The organism is Methanomicrobiales archaeon HGW-Methanomicrobiales-1 (assembly GCA_002839675.1).
Classification (GTDB): Archaea; Halobacteriota; Methanomicrobia; order Methanomicrobiales; family Methanospirillaceae; genus Methanoregula.
Genome location: PGYM01000002.1, coordinates 428,773 through 444,509, shown reverse-complemented (window position 1 = coordinate 444,509; position 15,737 = coordinate 428,773). Strand labels below are relative to the sequence as shown.

Annotated in this window: 17 protein-coding genes; 7 read left to right on the top strand and 10 right to left on the bottom strand. The window is 52.8% G+C overall.

What is annotated here, in order from left to right; all coding sequences use genetic code 11:
* Nucleotides 1–27: 27 nt before the first annotated feature.
* On the top strand, nucleotides 28–579 hold the full coding sequence (locus CVV30_08595) for a histidine kinase (GenBank protein ID PKL69784.1): 552 nt from the start codon (nucleotides 28–30) through the stop codon (nucleotides 577–579).
* A 481-nt stretch (nucleotides 580–1,060) separates the two neighbouring features.
* Nucleotides 1,061–1,492 (top strand): DUF4440 domain-containing protein, encoded by a 432-nt coding sequence (locus tag CVV30_08590; protein ID PKL69600.1) that lies wholly within the window; start codon nucleotides 1,061–1,063, stop codon nucleotides 1,490–1,492.
* Nucleotides 1,493–1,595: 103 nt separating this feature from the next.
* On the opposite strand, the gene CVV30_08585 is transcribed toward CVV30_08590, so the two are convergent.
* From CVV30_08585 to CVV30_08575, 3 genes are all read right to left on the bottom strand, one after another.
* Nucleotides 1,596–2,195: a hypothetical protein gene (locus CVV30_08585; GenBank protein ID PKL69599.1), complete on the bottom strand. Its 600-nt coding sequence runs from the start codon at nucleotides 2,193–2,195 to the stop codon at nucleotides 1,596–1,598.
* Nucleotides 2,196–2,458: 263 nt separating this feature from the next.
* Nucleotides 2,459–3,175, bottom strand: coding sequence for a hypothetical protein (locus tag CVV30_08580; GenBank protein PKL69598.1), 717 nt, complete (start codon nucleotides 3,173–3,175; stop codon nucleotides 2,459–2,461).
* A 303-nt stretch (nucleotides 3,176–3,478) separates the two neighbouring features.
* Nucleotides 3,479–4,285 carry a sulfite exporter TauE/SafE family protein gene (locus CVV30_08575; GenBank protein ID PKL69597.1) on the bottom strand — a complete coding sequence of 269 codons (807 nt, stop codon included), beginning with the start codon at nucleotides 4,283–4,285 and terminating at the stop codon, nucleotides 3,479–3,481.
* Nucleotides 4,286–4,353: 68 nt separating this feature from the next.
* Here CVV30_08575 and CVV30_08570 point away from each other — a divergent pair, with 68 nt between their 5' ends.
* Complete coding sequence (locus CVV30_08570; GenBank protein ID PKL69596.1) at nucleotides 4,354–4,926, top strand: cysteine hydrolase; 573 nt, start codon at nucleotides 4,354–4,356, stop codon at nucleotides 4,924–4,926.
* Between the two features lie 133 nt (nucleotides 4,927–5,059).
* On the opposite strand, the gene CVV30_08565 is transcribed toward CVV30_08570, so the two are convergent.
* Together CVV30_08565 and CVV30_08560 are read right to left on the bottom strand one after the other, a co-directional pair.
* Nucleotides 5,060–5,764 (bottom strand): hypothetical protein, encoded by a 705-nt coding sequence (locus tag CVV30_08565; GenBank protein PKL69595.1) that lies wholly within the window; start codon nucleotides 5,762–5,764, stop codon nucleotides 5,060–5,062.
* Between the two features lie 221 nt (nucleotides 5,765–5,985).
* Nucleotides 5,986–6,294: a hypothetical protein gene (locus tag CVV30_08560; protein PKL69594.1), complete on the bottom strand. Its 309-nt coding sequence runs from the start codon at nucleotides 6,292–6,294 to the stop codon at nucleotides 5,986–5,988.
* Nucleotides 6,295–6,558: 264 nt separating this feature from the next.
* On the opposite strand from CVV30_08560, the gene CVV30_08555 reads away from it, so the two are divergent.
* From CVV30_08555 to CVV30_08545, 3 genes are all read left to right on the top strand, one after another.
* On the top strand, nucleotides 6,559–8,100 hold the full coding sequence (locus CVV30_08555) for an acyl-CoA synthetase (protein ID PKL69593.1): 1,542 nt from the start codon (nucleotides 6,559–6,561) through the stop codon (nucleotides 8,098–8,100).
* A 93-nt stretch (nucleotides 8,101–8,193) separates the two neighbouring features.
* Nucleotides 8,194–8,817 (top strand): hypothetical protein, encoded by a 624-nt coding sequence (locus CVV30_08550; protein PKL69592.1) that lies wholly within the window; start codon nucleotides 8,194–8,196, stop codon nucleotides 8,815–8,817.
* A 172-nt stretch (nucleotides 8,818–8,989) separates the two neighbouring features.
* Entirely contained in the window at nucleotides 8,990–10,225 is a 1,236-nt protein-coding gene (locus tag CVV30_08545; GenBank protein ID PKL69591.1) for a hypothetical protein, read from the top strand.
* Between the two features lie 42 nt (nucleotides 10,226–10,267).
* Here CVV30_08545 and CVV30_08540 read toward each other — a convergent pair whose 3' ends face one another.
* From CVV30_08540 to CVV30_08520, 5 genes are all read right to left on the bottom strand, one after another.
* Nucleotides 10,268–10,762 carry a hypothetical protein gene (locus CVV30_08540; GenBank protein PKL69590.1) on the bottom strand — a complete coding sequence of 165 codons (495 nt, stop codon included), beginning with the start codon at nucleotides 10,760–10,762 and terminating at the stop codon, nucleotides 10,268–10,270.
* A gap of 109 nt (nucleotides 10,763–10,871) precedes the next feature.
* Nucleotides 10,872–11,570 carry a GMP synthase gene (locus CVV30_08535; protein ID PKL69589.1) on the bottom strand — a complete coding sequence of 233 codons (699 nt, stop codon included), beginning with the start codon at nucleotides 11,568–11,570 and terminating at the stop codon, nucleotides 10,872–10,874.
* 226 nt (nucleotides 11,571–11,796) lie between these two features.
* Nucleotides 11,797–12,684 carry an alpha/beta hydrolase gene (locus CVV30_08530; protein ID PKL69588.1) on the bottom strand — a complete coding sequence of 296 codons (888 nt, stop codon included), beginning with the start codon at nucleotides 12,682–12,684 and terminating at the stop codon, nucleotides 11,797–11,799.
* Nucleotides 12,685–12,810: 126 nt separating this feature from the next.
* Nucleotides 12,811–13,716 carry a methionine synthase gene (locus CVV30_08525; protein ID PKL69587.1) on the bottom strand — a complete coding sequence of 302 codons (906 nt, stop codon included), beginning with the start codon at nucleotides 13,714–13,716 and terminating at the stop codon, nucleotides 12,811–12,813.
* Between the two features lie 72 nt (nucleotides 13,717–13,788).
* Entirely contained in the window at nucleotides 13,789–15,081 is a 1,293-nt protein-coding gene (locus CVV30_08520) for an aspartate--tRNA(Asn) ligase (GenBank protein PKL69586.1), read from the bottom strand.
* 118 nt (nucleotides 15,082–15,199) lie between these two features.
* Between CVV30_08520 and CVV30_08515 the strand changes: the two genes are divergently transcribed.
* A complete protein-coding gene (locus CVV30_08515; GenBank protein ID PKL69585.1) occupies nucleotides 15,200–15,706 on the top strand; it encodes a hypothetical protein in 507 nt (168 codons plus the stop codon).
* The last annotated feature ends 31 nt before the right edge of the window (nucleotides 15,707–15,737 follow it).

The following is a 15,737-nucleotide window of genomic DNA, read 5'->3' as shown; positions in this document are numbered from 1 at the left end:
TTATGCAAAGAAAACCAAATCACTCTAATGAAAAAAATATTATTTTCATTCCTGTGTATCTTTTTTATCAGCCTGTTTTTGGTAACCGCAGGCTGTACACAGGATCAGGCCGGCGTTTCTTCCCCGGCACCGGCCAGTACAGGAATCGTCCCGCAGGTGACCTACACCTCCAATGAAACGCTCGTAGCCTTTGTCGACAGCGCAGTTGCCTATGAAAAAGCACAGGGCCGGGAGAAAGCCCTTGCAGAATTCAATAATAAAAATGGCTCGTTCATCCAGGGGGAACTCTACATCTATGCCTATGCCTTCAACGGCACGACCCTTGCCCACCCGGTCAACCCCGAGTCGGTGGGAAAACTCCGTGAGGGAGCCAATGGGGTTTTTGTCAGGGAAATGGGTGCCGTGATCCGGAATGGCAGTGGTTATTACCGGTTCGTGTACGTCAATCCCCTCCACAACAACACGCTCGAATCAAAACTCGGGTATGGTGTACCGATAGATGACGACTGGTGGCTTGGATCCGGCGTCTATGAAGGGCCGATGAATCCGGCACCAGCGGTCGTGGGAACCACTCAATAATTTTCATCTTTTATGGTTACCCGGGCCCGGCATTCCCGGACGAACGGAAAGTCAGGACGGCTTTCCGGAAGTTTTTCGGAGAATCACCGGTCAGCTTTTCGTTCATTCGAAGTTTTTACCGGCCGGTATATCGATACAGGAATATTTTAAGAAGGAAAAAAGCTAATTAAGGTGACTATATGCCAACAAGTAAGAAGCAATTGGTGAAGCTGAACCAGGCAAAGAAGGTCAAGGCAGAAGAGCTCTCGAAGGCAGCGGCCGGGGGCAGCGCGGAAGCCAAGAAGAAGCTCAAGAAACTCGAGAAAAAGCTCAAGTGAGCGGCCTTTAAGCTGCCTCGCTCTTTTTTTTGGGTTTCACCCAGATTCCGGTCATTTTTTCAATCCGATGAGATCCGGTTGAAAAATAACAATACAAATAGATCCGGCAGAGCACCGGAGGGTCTCTAAAAAAAAATATCTTCACATCATACCGTATCACTACTATGACATTCACCGAAGAGCAGAAGGCAGAGGTCAGCGAGACTCTTGGCAGGTATTGTGCGGCATACCAGAGAAAGGATCTCAAAGCCCTGCTGGCGTTATTCTCCCCGGATATCAGCGGGTATGGTGCCGGGCCGGATGAGCATTTCAGGAACCGGAAAGAGTACGCACCGCTGGTAAAACGTGACCTGATGCAGGCAACATCGATCTTCCTTGAATTTTCGGATCTGGAAATTACTGGCGATGGCCGGACCGCGTGGGTAATGAGCGGCTGCAATTGTACGTTCGGGACTGTGGGCAACGACAAGCAGACGATGAGGGTAAGGATGACACTGGGACTGAGAAATACCGGGAGTCGCTGGCTGATTACGCAGCTTCACCTCTCTGTGCCCAACACCGGACAGGCTCCGGGGCAATCGTTTTCCGGCGAATAACTGCCCGGTACCCGGCTGATGTCGGGGAAAACCGCTTCCTCCGGAAGATCCTGAGATATTCTGAATTTTAATTATTATTTTTTAAAAATTCCTGAAAAAAAAATTACTTGATTTTTGCTGCTGCAATACCCGCCAGTTGTTTGACGGTTTCATAATCTGTTGCAGTTCCATTGGTCATGAACTGCTGGTATACGTCCTTTTTGGTAAATGAAACTGAGTACATCTGTGACATATCACTTGTATTGGTAACTTTCATTGCAGCGCTGGAATCCCCGATGGCTGGCAGGGATAATTCTTCAAAGGATAGATTTGCATCGTTTTCTTCGACTGTCCAGTTTTTCCAGCCGCTTACCGTATCGGGAACAATGAGCGTGATATTTTCAGCGGTATACACAGAGATGTACTGTTCAATGACCGTTCCGGGAATTGCATTTGGATCATTGTTCAGGAAGACGGCATAATATCCTTTTTTCCAGCCGTGGTCGAGTGACCACTCACTCATGTCAGAAACATTTCTTTCACCTTTTTCCAGCAGGGTGAAATTCACCGGGATCTCTGAAGGCTGTAATATTATTTCCGAGGGCTCGATCGTTGATGTTTTTGATGCAGCCGGGGCCTGCGAGGTACATCCTGCAATACCCAGGGAGATAATGACGAAACAGGTCATTAAAAAGATCATGAAAGACAGGGACTGTTTTTTCATGTCTATGTGTACCCCCGTATAACGCGATTAATGTTTGTCAGGGATGTATGCCCGGAGATTTCCCTTTATTCCCTTCTTTGTGAAATAAAATTACCGTCTGCCCGGATTTTTTCAAGCAGGATCCGGTTGAAAATTCAAATTCAAAATGTCTTGGATGCGCTGGTACAGGCTCATCATCCATCGATGGATGTCAATAGGAAAGTGAAGAACGAGAAGTAAATCAAAAAATTGGAATTTATTATTATGGATTTCGCTATGTAGATCTAGTATAGTTTAGGATTAAAAATGTTCAAAGACACTTTTACTTTTATTTCTCTTGGATGTTCAGGATCTAATAAACGATAGTGAGAGTAATATTCTTGCCGAAAGTTTGAGAAATAATTAAAAAAGGCCTCTTTATGCATTTTTACGACATTATCGTAGTCTATTTTTCGGCTCTCATCTTGTAAAATCAAAGCATTTATCTGACCAAGTAACATCCTTTCAAAATCTTGTAATTTTGAATTGAAATCTTCAGATAATCGATATAGATGATTAATCTCATTAATTCTCGTGGATTTTTTCGGGTATACTGGTGCAACTTGTAAAATAAAATAGCGAATATTGTCAACCAACAAGTATTGATAATAATTTGATTCTGAAAAAGCAGCTTCCACCTTCGCAAATGCTGCCCATTCATTTAAATCTCGATTTTTTCTCTTCCTTTCAACAATTTCGCTGATGCGTTTTAATTGTTCATTAATTTCTTGATCGTTGAGTTTTTTAAAATTATTAGTAATTTCAAATAAGCATCTATCCATATTTTCATTCAATTGAATCGCAATTTGTTGTTTTGCAGTATATTTGTAGATTAAAAAACTTGATAAAAGACCTGCCAATACTCCTAGTATTAAACTCCCAAAAATATTGGTTAAAATGCTCCAAGGACATGTATTGAAAAACGATGGGACTGCATCACAAATCGCTGATGCATTAGGCATAATGAATTAAACCATCCATAGACTTTAAACATATTTGTATAATTTTTAATTTGTTTCCTTTCAATGGAGTCAATTTTTTTTAAAATCATAAAAAAATTCCCATCAAGACCCACTCAAAATTTTTGAATTAAGCTCCGGTTGAAAAAAATAAAATTAAAGTTTGATGCATTTTTTGAATCAAAGTCTGCTGAAAAATTTTGCGTCTGGATCCGGCTAAAAATAATGATTCAAATTCCGGTTGAAATGATCCTGCTCGAACGCTACCCGGGCAATTTACCGCAAAAGATCCTGAAAGGGTATCTCTCACCCTTCCACCAGCATCAGAATCCCGATAACGATCAGCAGACCCGCAAACACGATCTGCAAATGCCGGCCGGAGAACCTGTGGGCGCATCGCACTCCGAACCGGGCGAGCGGGATAGTGGTTGCAGCAAGGATCGCAAAGGTCACGAGATCCACGTAGCCAATCGAGTATGGCGAGAGCCCGGCAACTCCCCAGCCGTTGATGATATACGCAGTCACGGCACCGGCGGATGAAAAGATGAGGCAGGCCGATGAGGTGCCGACTGCCTTGTGCATCGGGTAACCGAGGAGTATCACGAGCACCGGCACCAGCAGGACGCCCCCGCCAATCCCGGCCAGGCCGGAGATGATGCCGATGAAAAACCCGATGGCGATATAGATCCCGGTTGATCCGCCGGGCTCGCAGGCCGGACAGCTGTGGATGTGCCAGACCATGCGGACAGCCATGAAGATGATCAGGAGGGCAAAGAATGTCCGGAGCACGATGCCCGGCAGGTGGGCAGCAAGCGTGCCCCCGGCAAGACCCCCGAAGATGGCAGCACAGCCCATGGTGACGGCGGCTTTCCAGTTCACTGCCCCGCGACTGTTGTGGGCGAGTGCCCCGCTGATCATGGTCGGGATCATCACCGCAAGCGAGGTGCCGAACGCAAGCCGGGTGGCAAGCGTGCTGTCCATGCCGCCCGAGAGGGAGAGCCAGTACTGGACCGGCGTCATTAAAAACCCGCCGCCGACCCCGAAGAGCCCGGAGGCAGTCCCGGCAGTGATACCGGTGACGATGAGAATGGCGAAATGCAGGATGGAGTCCATGAGCGCTTCTCTGAAATCTGCTACAGAGTTATTATGTTCCGGGTATCAATAGTCTAACGGGAACAATCATGGGACGACCAGCCCTGCTCATCATCGATATGCAGAACGATTTCGTTCTGGAGGATAAACCGCTCAAAGTTGCGGGTGCCTCTGCCGTAATACCAAAAATACAGTCTGTGCTCGCCGAGTTCCGGAACAAAAAGCTGCCGGTCTTTCATATCCTGCGGGTGCACCGGCCGGACGGCTCGGACGTGGAGATCACCCGGCAGGATCTCTTCCGGAAACAGCCGTTTGCCGTTGCCGGCACCCACGGGGCCGCAGTCATCGACGAACTCGCACCCCGGCCGGGAGAGCATGTCCTCACCAAGACCCGGATGAGTGCGTTCATCGGCACGGAACTCGACCTGATGCTCAGGAATCTCGGCGTTAGTTCGCTCGTGGTCTGCGGCATCCAGACCCCGAACTGCATCCGGACAACGGTCTTTGACGGCATTGCGCACAATTACCCGGTGGTGCTGGTCGGCGATGCAACCGGGGCGGCCTCCAACGAAGTACACCTGACCAATGTCCGGGACATGCAGAACATTGGTGTCCGGATTGTCAAGACGGTGGATGTGGCGGGACTGCTGGATAGCCGGTAATTGTTTTAAGTCCGGTACATCCGTCAGCCGCACGAACCGATGTTCAGGAAAAAATTTACGGTTTTAAAAAATTATCTGCGGGGTTAAGATACTCCAGCCGGTCCTGTCAGGAACCCGGCCTGGAAAAATCTTATTATTTTCTGCGTAACATTGCCATAACGCACACCAGCCCGGCTAACAATCCTGCGATAAGCAGCGGCTCCGGCCCGGGAGAATAGGTCACCTTTTTCGTGGGGGTCTCCTGGACCATTGGTACCATTGTAACCTCGATATTTTCCGCAGGGGTTGCATCGATGGTCGGCGTACTTGTGGTGACAGTAGGCTCCGGTGTCGGCACCAGGACCTGTATCTTTTTATTAATCAGTGTACCGGAAACCGGGGTGGCGCTTGAGGTGAGCTGTTGCAACTTTACGACACTGATGTCCCGGGACTGGTCCGTTGCCGGCGTTGTGCCGGTCAGCTCCACGTTGATATCGAACCGCTTGCTTGAGTAACTCAGCGTCCAGCTGTCCAGCCGTACCTGTGCAGACTGGCGGACCGGGATCTCTTCGATAACCGAGGGCTGATCCTCCAGGGTCTCGATCTTCTTCACTACCCAGTGCGGGTTTGTGAGATCCGTGTACATGGTAAGCGTGTTGCCCTGGTCGAAGGTCGAGCCGGTTGCCCACGAGTCAAAGTGAATACTGTAGGCCGCCGTCACGGGCGTGCCCGGGGGCAGTTCTGACCCGGACGGGGTCGTTGACCAGCTCTGGAGGGTCCAGCCGGATACACCCGGTACGGCAACGAGCAGGAGAGTTGTCAGGATTACGAACCAGAACAGCAGCGCGTGCGAGCTCATATCATTCCAACGTCAGGAACGCCGATAAAGGTAATCCTGTGAAATATTCTCGCAAACGATCCCGGTTCATCCTTGCAGGATTGAGAGTCGGGTATGATCTGTTCCCGATAGGGGGCTCTCACCGTTCTTAAGGAAAAACGATGCGGTGCATATATGCAGTGAATGAAAATGTCTGAAAAAAAAGATCCAGATTTTCGGATACGCCGGTATCCAAAGTCCCGTTATTCGCAATAGATATCGCTGGCCCATTCCTCGATGACCCGTTTCGGTGGCTTGCCCCGGCCGCCTCCCCGGGACTGCCGGGACGGGGCAGCGCTCCGGTCCTGCTCGGTCTCTTCATCCTCGAGACTGAGATCTTTTGATTCCTGTGGTTTTTCAGCCGGCTTCTCAGCCGGTCGCGGGGCCTGGTTCCGGTAGTTGTGGTGCCTGCGGCTGCCCTGGTGCCGGGGAGCATCCCGCCGCGGCTGCTGGGGATTTTGCGGATTTTGCGCGGGTTGGGATGGTTGAGTATTGGGGGTATCTTCAGCCATATGTGTCAGGACAAATAATACGGGGTTGGTTACAGAAATAGTTTGCCCCGATTTTTCCGGCAAGGCCGTGCACGAGAAATTTTTTCATCTTTTTGCAGCCGATAAACCGCCGGAGATAAAAAAACCGTGACGCCTCAAAACAAACTCAAGTGAGCAATTCGGGCGGGACTCGCGCTGGACAAACCGCAATGCAGATTGTTGAATAATGCACACCTAAATACATCAACGTCTAAAATTGTATCACCGGAATCCGTTCGTCCAGCCATGTCCAATATAACCACCCTGCTTGATTCAAAGAGCGTTCCCGAAGCCAAGGCTGCGCTCATCTGCCCCTCCCGCAACGAGACCTACAGCTATGGAAAACTCCGGCACGAGATGAACCGGATCGGTCTGGGTCTCCTGAACCTTGGGGTGAAAAAAGGCGACCGGGTCTGCCTCTACCTTGACAGCTCGCCCGAGTACCTGATCAGCTACTTTGCGATCTGGCGGATCGGGGCAGTTGCCGTTCCTACCAATATTGTGTACCGGGGCGAGGAACTGTTGCACACGATCAATAATGCCGGCGCCGTTGCGGTGATAACCGATGGCCAGGGTATTGGGGTTATTGCCGGGATACGGGCGCAGTCTCCCACTGTTGCGCATATCATCTGCACGTCGGGTTCCTGCACGGGATCGGTTGCATGGTCTTCCTTTCCCGATGCCCCGGCCAATATGCGTGCGATCAACAGCGTGCCTGAAGATCTCTGCCATATCCAGTACACTGCCGGCACCACCGGCAAACCCAAAGGCGCGATGCTCTCGCACGGCAACTGGATGATGGCACTCGATGCCGAGCGCGACGCACTTCGCATGCGCCCTGAGGATGTGTATCTCGGTATTTACCCGATGGGCCACGTCGGGTTCTCGTGGGGGCTTGCCATACTCCGCTCCGGTGGCACCTATGTGATGATGGAACGTTTCGATCTCGACCAGTACCTCACGCTCTCCGAGCAGTACCGGGTCACCGTGCTGGCGGGCATGCCCCCGGTCATTCACTCGCTCAATACCGCTCCGCCGGGCACGGAAGAACGTCTCGGGTCTGCCCGGGTGATCATATCCGGGGGCGGCCAGCTCCTCCCTTCAGTCTGGGAAGTTTTTGACAAACGGTATCACATCCCGGTTGCCAACTCGTACGGGCTCTCCGAGACGATCGTCATAGGATCGGGCACGACTACGCTTCCCGAGTACCCGCACCTGACCAAAAAATACCAGAGTGTTGGCGTTGCTGTCGGGTATGCGGAAGTTAAGATCGTTGATACGGAAAACCCGGAGACGGAGATGGCTCCTGCCGAAACCGGCGAGGTTGCGCTTCGCGGCCCGTCGGTCGCGCAGGGCTACTGGCAGATGCCGGAGGCAACGGCCGAAGTGTTCCGGCACGACGGCTGGTTCCTGACCGGGGATATCGGGTACATTGATGAAGACGGTATCCTGATCATCACGGACCGGAAAAAAGACATGATCATCATGTCGGGCTGGAAGATCTACCCGACCGAAGTCGAGAACGTGATCATCCGCCACCCGGCCGTTGCCGATGTGGCCGTGTTCGGTATTCCCGAGGAACGCAAAGGCGAAGTGCCGGTCGCTGCGATCGTCCTGAAACCCGGCATGGCACTCACGGAAGCCGATCTGGAAACCTATTGCCGGGAACACCTTGCCGGTTACAAGATTCCAAGAAAACTGGTCCTCGTTGATGCACTGCCCCGCGTCCATGGCTGGAAACTGCTGCGCAGGGACCTCCGGGAAAAGTTCCGCGAATCGGGCTCGTAATGCAATTTGGCGGGATATTCTGCGACAAAATCCCGCGCACCCCCACAAACCTTTTAATCTCGCTGTAAATAATATTAGAATTAAGTATTTTTTATGGACGTAAAAAGCCGCATCCAGGACATTCCCTTCAGCGGGAAGGTCAAGAAGCGGACCACCGGTATCGTGGGGCTCAACCTGCTCCTTGACGGTGGTTTTCCTGAGGGGACCCTCATCATGATCTACGGGACGCCGCTTGCCGGTGTCGATCTGGCATCCAAGCAGTTCTGGCAGGCAGAAGGCGGAGAAGAGGGAACGTACCTGATGAATGAAGGGGATATTGAGGTGGGGATGATCGACGCTACGGATCTCCACCCGGAGATGTACATCCCCCAGATGGCAGGAGGCAGGATCATTGTCGATTCGCTCTCGACCATCATCATCAAGTACGGGATTGAAGAAGCCCTCAAATTTTTGAAAAAGACCCGTGAAGAGATGAGGAAACGCGGCGCAAACATGTTGTTTGTAGTGTATACCGATATCCACCCGCAGATGGAAATGACGAGGATCATGCGGGCTGCCGATCTCGTCATCGAGTTCAAGACCGATATTCACCAGGCCGAGATCGAGCGAACGCTCGCGGTTCATAAAATAAAAGATGCGGCCGCTCCCCAGCGGCTCCTGCCGTTCATCATCACCGATAAGGGCATCGAAGCCTCGACCACCTCGCGGGTCGTGTAATTCCCTGCCGGCGGATCCGATCCCGCCGGATTTTTTCTTTTTCCAGCCCGGCACGTCAGGTATTATACTGGTTCCGGGTTGCTGATGATGCAGGTTCAGCCACCACGGGGAAATTTATTCAAAATAAAAACATATATTCGCGGTTAAGGACGATATTTATAGTCGACAAAAAATGCTCCACACTCCCATACCGACTTCAAATATCACGCAAATGGAGAGATATACCCCCGAGCAGTTGCTCAGCATATTCGAGGCCTGCTTAAAGACGGGATCCATGAAGCCCGAGCACGGTCTGTTGTATGAAGCCTGGGCAACCCTCTTTAACAAGTTGTACCTGACGCCGGAAGAGCTGATAGACTCGATGGAGAAGGGGGAACACCAGCTTGGCGATGACAATGAGCAGATGCTCAGCGAATTTATCAAAGCTGACTGCGCCAGCAGGGGCGTTTTCGTCCTGAACGTTATAAAAAAAGGCGGGATGATGGACCGGGCTGCGCTCGTTATGATCGCAGACCTTGCAGATATTGCCGGATTTGAGTATGAACGATCAACCGGGCTCCACATGCTCGTTACTGCCTGCGACAAGCGGGTCCGACCAGCGCTGATAAAAAAGGCCGGAAAAGTTCTGCTCTCCAGTGTCTATGATTACCGGGATATCCCTCCCCTGTTTGTTCTCCTCGGCCTGGGTGATCTGAGTGTGCCTGACCTTGACGCTATAGAAATGGTGTTCTCAAAAGAGGACCTCCGGCAGGTCATGACACGAAAACGAATGGGGAGAAACGCTCTCGAAGTATTCTCTGAGTTCTCCCCCGGGGTGCGGCAGTATGGCTCCAAGGACCGGAACGTGTTCAATTTCAACCCTGCCATAAAGACGACCAGTATGGATGAGGCTGACGGTGCACAGGGCGATGCTCCTGTTAAGTTAAAAAGCGTTTCAGCTCCGGCGGCAAAAGCAACCGCCGGTAAAAAAGCGAAGCCGGATACCGTGAGTACACCCGGCTCTCCGACCCGGAACACCTCATCAAAGCCCGTCTCTTACCCGGTCACCAAAAAAGAGAAAGTCATGATCGTTGATGATGACGAGATTATCCGGAATCTTATGCAGCTGCGGCTGAAAATGCTTGGCTATGAGACCTGTGCCATGGCAGAATCCGGCGAAGAGGCGGTGAAACTCTCGGAGCAGACAAACCCCGATCTCGTGTTCATGGACATCATGATGCCCGGAAAACTGGATGGGATTAGTGCGGCCCGGATAATTAAAGCCAATTCAAATGCCCAGATCATTTTTTTCTCGGGGAACAGCGACCAGGATATCCTTGACCGGGCAAAGGAAGTCGAGCCCGCGGGATTTATTGTCAAGCCCTTCACGGATACGGATCTCCGTGTCACCCTTAATTTTATAAAATAAAAAAACGGATTTTTTTATAAATTCTGAAACCCGGATCCCGGATTACATCGCCTTCGGGAACGGGTAATCGTTGTCAATGACCGTGTACTGGTCGCCAGAGGTCATGGTCACTACCACGATCACGCGATCGGTTTTGGTTGTGCCCATCAGGGTTACACTGGCCCCTATCCCCGGAGCGTCCTGCAGGCCCTGTTCGGTGACGCAGTCCGAGCGGATGACGGTAACTGCCATCCTCTGGATCATGCCAAGGCCCAGGCCGCCATTGAATCTCGTGGTGATGGTCGGGTTCTCGCTAATCGTGTTCCGGTTAACCGTGATGCTGACCGACTCGTCCTCCGGCACCTGCTGCGTGGGGCCGGGAGTGAGCGAGCAGGTTTGTGCGGTGGGTGAGACCGGTACTTGCAGGGTCGTGGCGACCGGCAGCGGCGTTGCAGGTACCGGGACGGGAGCGGGGGCAGGGGCCGGCTGTGTACATCCCATGGCAAGAACGCAGAGGATGAGGGTGAGCGGTATGAGGAGGCGGAGGATATTCTTCATGCAGAGAATGTCAGCGGTCACGGATTAAAACTTCTGCCCCCCCTCATCACTGCCAACCTTACACGCAGTCGAACCAGTCTGGATCAGGTGACGCATTTTTCTTTGAGGATCAGCGGGTTTTCCGCACATTCCCGTACAGGAATTCTCCTGCCACCTGCCGGCACAGCCGGTTGCTCTCAGCAAGGTACCGTTCCGTATCGTGCCCGATCTTTTGCCGGAGGAATGTTCTCTCATTTTTTATCCAGTCCCGGATCAGGTCTCCGGTCATCTCGAGATGGAACTGGAGCCCGAGTGCCGAACCGAGCCGGAAGCCCTGGTGGGGTACCTGGTCGCCCCGGCACTGGAGTCTTGCCCGTACTGGCAGGTGGAAGGTCTCGCCATGCATCTGGAAGACGCGGAATGTATCCGGGAACGATGAAAAAACGCTGGTGGCATCGGGGGTCGTGTGGACCGGGTACCAACCGGTCTCGTTCACGAACCGGTACACGGTGGCACCATGGGCCGACGCGATCAGCTGGGCGCCGAGGCAGAGGCCGAGCACCGGCACCCGCTTCTTTACCGCCCGCCGGATCAGCTCTTTTTCTGCTTTGAGCCACGGGAGTTCCTGCTCATCGTTCACGCTCATCGGGCCGCCCAGGAAGATGAGGTGCGTAGCGCCATCCATGCTGACGCGATCTCCTTCCCAGAGCCGGGTGTATTCGAACGGGACATTATGTTCCGTGAAGATCTGTTCAAAAAAGCCGAGCGGTTCTGAGGGGGTGTGCTGGAATGCCCTGACCCGGATTGGATGTTCCTGTTCTCCCGTCATAGCTTTATCTGGATAACTATTGTTTACCCGGGATATTTCGGGCTTGTGGTCTTGGATGTAATGACTCCCTTTTAAGGTGGTACGATTCGTTGTAAGTGACAGGGAATATGCGGTTACTGATGGGGACCGTACCTGAAATCAGAACGTCAGGTCGGATGGTAAAAACCCGGGTTCAGGATAAAACCCTGTGGGGGGTATACAGGTGAATAGTTAAAAAAAAAAGGATTTACTGGGTTCCAAGCGGCGACTCATTCATGCCGAGGAAATAGAGAGCGTTCTCCCCGTACTGGACAGGTGCGTAATGGGAGCCGACATGCGGGAGACCCTTGAACCGCACGAGCCAAGAGCCGTTGATCTGCCCGGCCATCCGGACTGAGACCGGGTCAGGAGTCAGCACATCACTAGTGCCTACCACGAGCATGACATCCTTGTGGATTCCGGAAAGGCCATCCCAGGTCCCGTTCCAGGCAAGATTTGCCTGAGCCTCGTTTCGGACGCCCGCAGTCTGGTTGGGATCGTAAGCATCAGCTTTAAGGACGGCAAGCAGGTTCTTGCATTCAGGAATCCGTGCATCGTAGGTGTTGGAGTCCAGGATCAGTTTTCGTACGCGTTCCGGGTGATCGATGACCAGCTGCTGGGCAGTTGAGGATCCCATGGATGCCCCGTAGACATGCATGCTGTCATAACCGAGGGCCTTGATCAGCCCGGCTGCATCGTCTGCATACAGGGGAATCGTGTGCGTTACGTTACTGTCACTGCTGTATCCCATCCCCCGGTGGTCATAGGCGTAGACATGGTATTTCGAGGAAAGGATGCCGAGGAAGGTCTCGTTCCACGAATCTTTCAGGGGTGTTGCATTAGCCGCTGTTCCGCCGAACCCCTCTATAAGCAGGATCGGTTCGCCGGATGATCCAAATTCCCAGTAAGCCAGCCTGATGCCGTTGACCTCTTTGTACTGGACAGGTGTTGCATTGATCGAAACAGGACTCGGTTGCAGTATTACCTGACCTGCTGCGGGTGCCGGGCAGGTACCGGAATTATTCGTACACCCTGCCACCGCGAGAAAGCAGATAGTAAAGACAATCGCCAGAATTGCTATGAATTTCTTGTTCATGGAAGATCCTCTTAAAACCGATCGATCAGGAAGAAAAACCGGCTTGTCAGTTATTTTGGCGAAGCCTGAAAATAATTCTTTGCAAACGATAGAGTAAATAAAAAAACGAAAAAAATTGAAAAAAATCTACAGCGCGATCCGCACTTCCTTTGCCGCATCGCACATATTCTTGAGTTTCCAGTAGGCCGACTCCCGGCTTCGCATCCGCATCCCGCAGTCGGGATCGATGAGCATCGTCTTGGGCCCGAAGATCTCTACGCCTTTTTCGATCCGTTTGCGGATCTCGGGAACGGTCTCGACCTGCTCGATGGATGAGTCCACACAGCCAAAGCCGATCATCCGCCCGCCAAGGTCCCGCCGGGAGAGGAGGTCGATGTTGGCCGCGTTGTTGGCAAACTCGAAGTCAAACACGTTCACGTTGAACTTGAGGATCTCGTCGATTACATTACCGAGACCCCCGCAGACATGCATGCAGGTCGGGATGCGGACCGCTTTTGTGATCGCCTCGATCGCCTGCTTACCCACGCTCAGGTCCGCGATGCCGGTCGAGAAGATCGGTTCATCGATCTGGAGCAGGGTGATGCCGGCCGCTTCAAGGCTGCGGGCTTCGACAATAAGGGCGGAAGCGAGATCGAGTGCAAGCTCTTCTTTGTTCCGGTACATCGGCGTGCTGATGTGCAGGCCGTGGGCGAGCGTGGACGGCCCGGTGATGATGCCCTTGACTTTCGGGGATTTTGACACGGCATATTTTGTGTCAGCAACCGTTATCGCCCCATCGGCAGGCTGCACCTTCCCGATCACCTGCTGTTCCCGGATGCCGGGCAATTTTGCGGTGAATGCCCCTATCATATCGCCCCGCACCTGCCCGTCCGAGATGATATCGATGCCGGCATTCATCTGGTCGGCAACCGCAGTCTCGACTGCGGAGTGGAGCGGATCAAAGAGGCTTTTCAAACCCCCGCCTTTGACCACCGGGTAGCTGCCAACTACGGTTGTCGCCAGCACTTTATTGATGAAATACTCCTTTGCCATAACTGGTCCGGTGCTCCTTTTTTGTTGTACTTACGGTTGACCCGGATGCAAAAATAGTAATTGGTCAGGGAATTATGGCACGAGCCGGTGCATATCGCGGGGGAAGAGAACGGCTTCCCGGACATTGGACAGCCCCAGCATCGTCATCACGAGCCGGTCTGCGCCCAGTCCCCAGCCTGCGTGGGGGGGCATGCCGTACCGGAACGGCTTGAGATAGAAGTCAAAGCTCTCAGGGTTGAGGCCCTTCTTTGCGATCTGCTGCACGAGCTGGTCGTGGTTGTGGACCCTCTGGGCACCGCTGGAGAGTTCCATCCTCGGGTGCATGAGATCGAACGCCTTGCAGATGGTGGGATCGTTCTCGTAGGGCATCGCATAGTACGGCCGGATCTCGGTGGGCCAGTCCACGATAAAGTAGTGACCACCCATCTCGGCACCGATCGCCCGCTCGGCAGCGCTGCCGATGTCGTCGCCATACTTGATCGGGTCTTCGATCTTTTTCTTTGCGATCTCGATCGCTTCGCTGTAGGGTAGGCGGGGGAACGGGCCCTTGGGCACCGCAAAGTCCGTGATATCCATGTTCGCGAGATGGTCGGAGCAGGTCTTGTCCACGTATTCGTAGGTTTTTATCAGGACATCTTCGAGGATGCGCATCACTTCGATGTGATCCGCGTACGAGACTTCGATATCGATGCTCGTTGCCTCGTTGAGGTGCTTGGTGGTGTTGTGCTCCTCGGCCCGGAAGATCGGCCCGATCTCGTACACCTTCTCAAGGCCGGCAGCCATCATCATCTGTTTGAAGAGCTGCGGGCTCTGGTTGAGGTAGGCTTCCTTATCGAAGTACGCGATCGGGAAGAGTTCGGTGCCACCTTCGGTTGCAGCGGCCACGATCTTGGGGGTCGTGATCGAGATGAACCCTTCTTTGTGGAAGTAATCATTGATCGCGTGCATGGCGGCGCTGCGGATCGCAAAGACGGCGGCAACGCGGGGTCGCCGCACGTCAAGGAAGCGGCCATCGAGCCGGGTGTCGAGTTCTGCCAGGACCTTCTCCGAGACATCGAGCGGCAGCGGGGACTCGGCAAGGCTGATGATCTCAAATGTCTCCGGCACGAGCTCGCGCCCGCCGGGTGCTTTGTCCACGGCCTTGACCTGACCGCTGATCCGTACTACGGATTCGCGGGAAACAGCTTTTGCCGCGGCAAGGACTGCTTCGCTCACTTTCTTCTTCGGAATGGTCACCTGCAGGATGCCGGTCCGGTCGCGGATCAAAAAGAAGGCAAGGCCGCCGAGGTCCCTGACCTCATGGACAAACCCGCAGACTTCCGCGTGCCCGGTTTCCGGTGTGACTGACTGTATGGGTATACGCATCAAAATCCTATAACAATGGGCCGGGAGGGATTATGGACTTTATGGGAATTTCCCCAACCCAAACGAAAAACCCGCCATCTTTATATTTCGTCCCCTCGTTTATACGATAGGAGATAAAATGACAAATAATGCTGAAAAATCCAACCCTTCAGATATTGGCGGTTGGAGCACCGGGACGAAGGTTCTCGTTGGAATCATTGCTGTTGTGGCTGTTGTTTCCATCCTCGCCGTAATCACCCTGACAGTCGCGGTCATCGATTCGCAGACCGGAACTTCATTCCCCTATAGCACCAGCTACCGGGTTTCTCTGCCCGACGGGCAGCCGGTCGCTATCGGGACCACCTCGATTCTTGTTCTCACGATGCCGGATGGTGTCGATGTCTCTGTTGACGGGACCAAAGAGACGCTGACGGTTGGCCAGGAACGCGTCATCAACCCGCGTTATGCCCGGATCACTGCGCTTGGCATACCGCTCATGGATACCGATTTCCAGATCACGCTCAAGTATCTCGGACCTTCGGGAAGTAATGCCCTCTTTGATATGACGGTCAGGACTTCGAAGCAGGTTCCTGAGATGGTCATCAGCAAGCTGATCCCACCCAGCATGGGTGCCCAGCCCATCTGATAAAAAAAATTTTAAAAAAACTAAAAAAAAA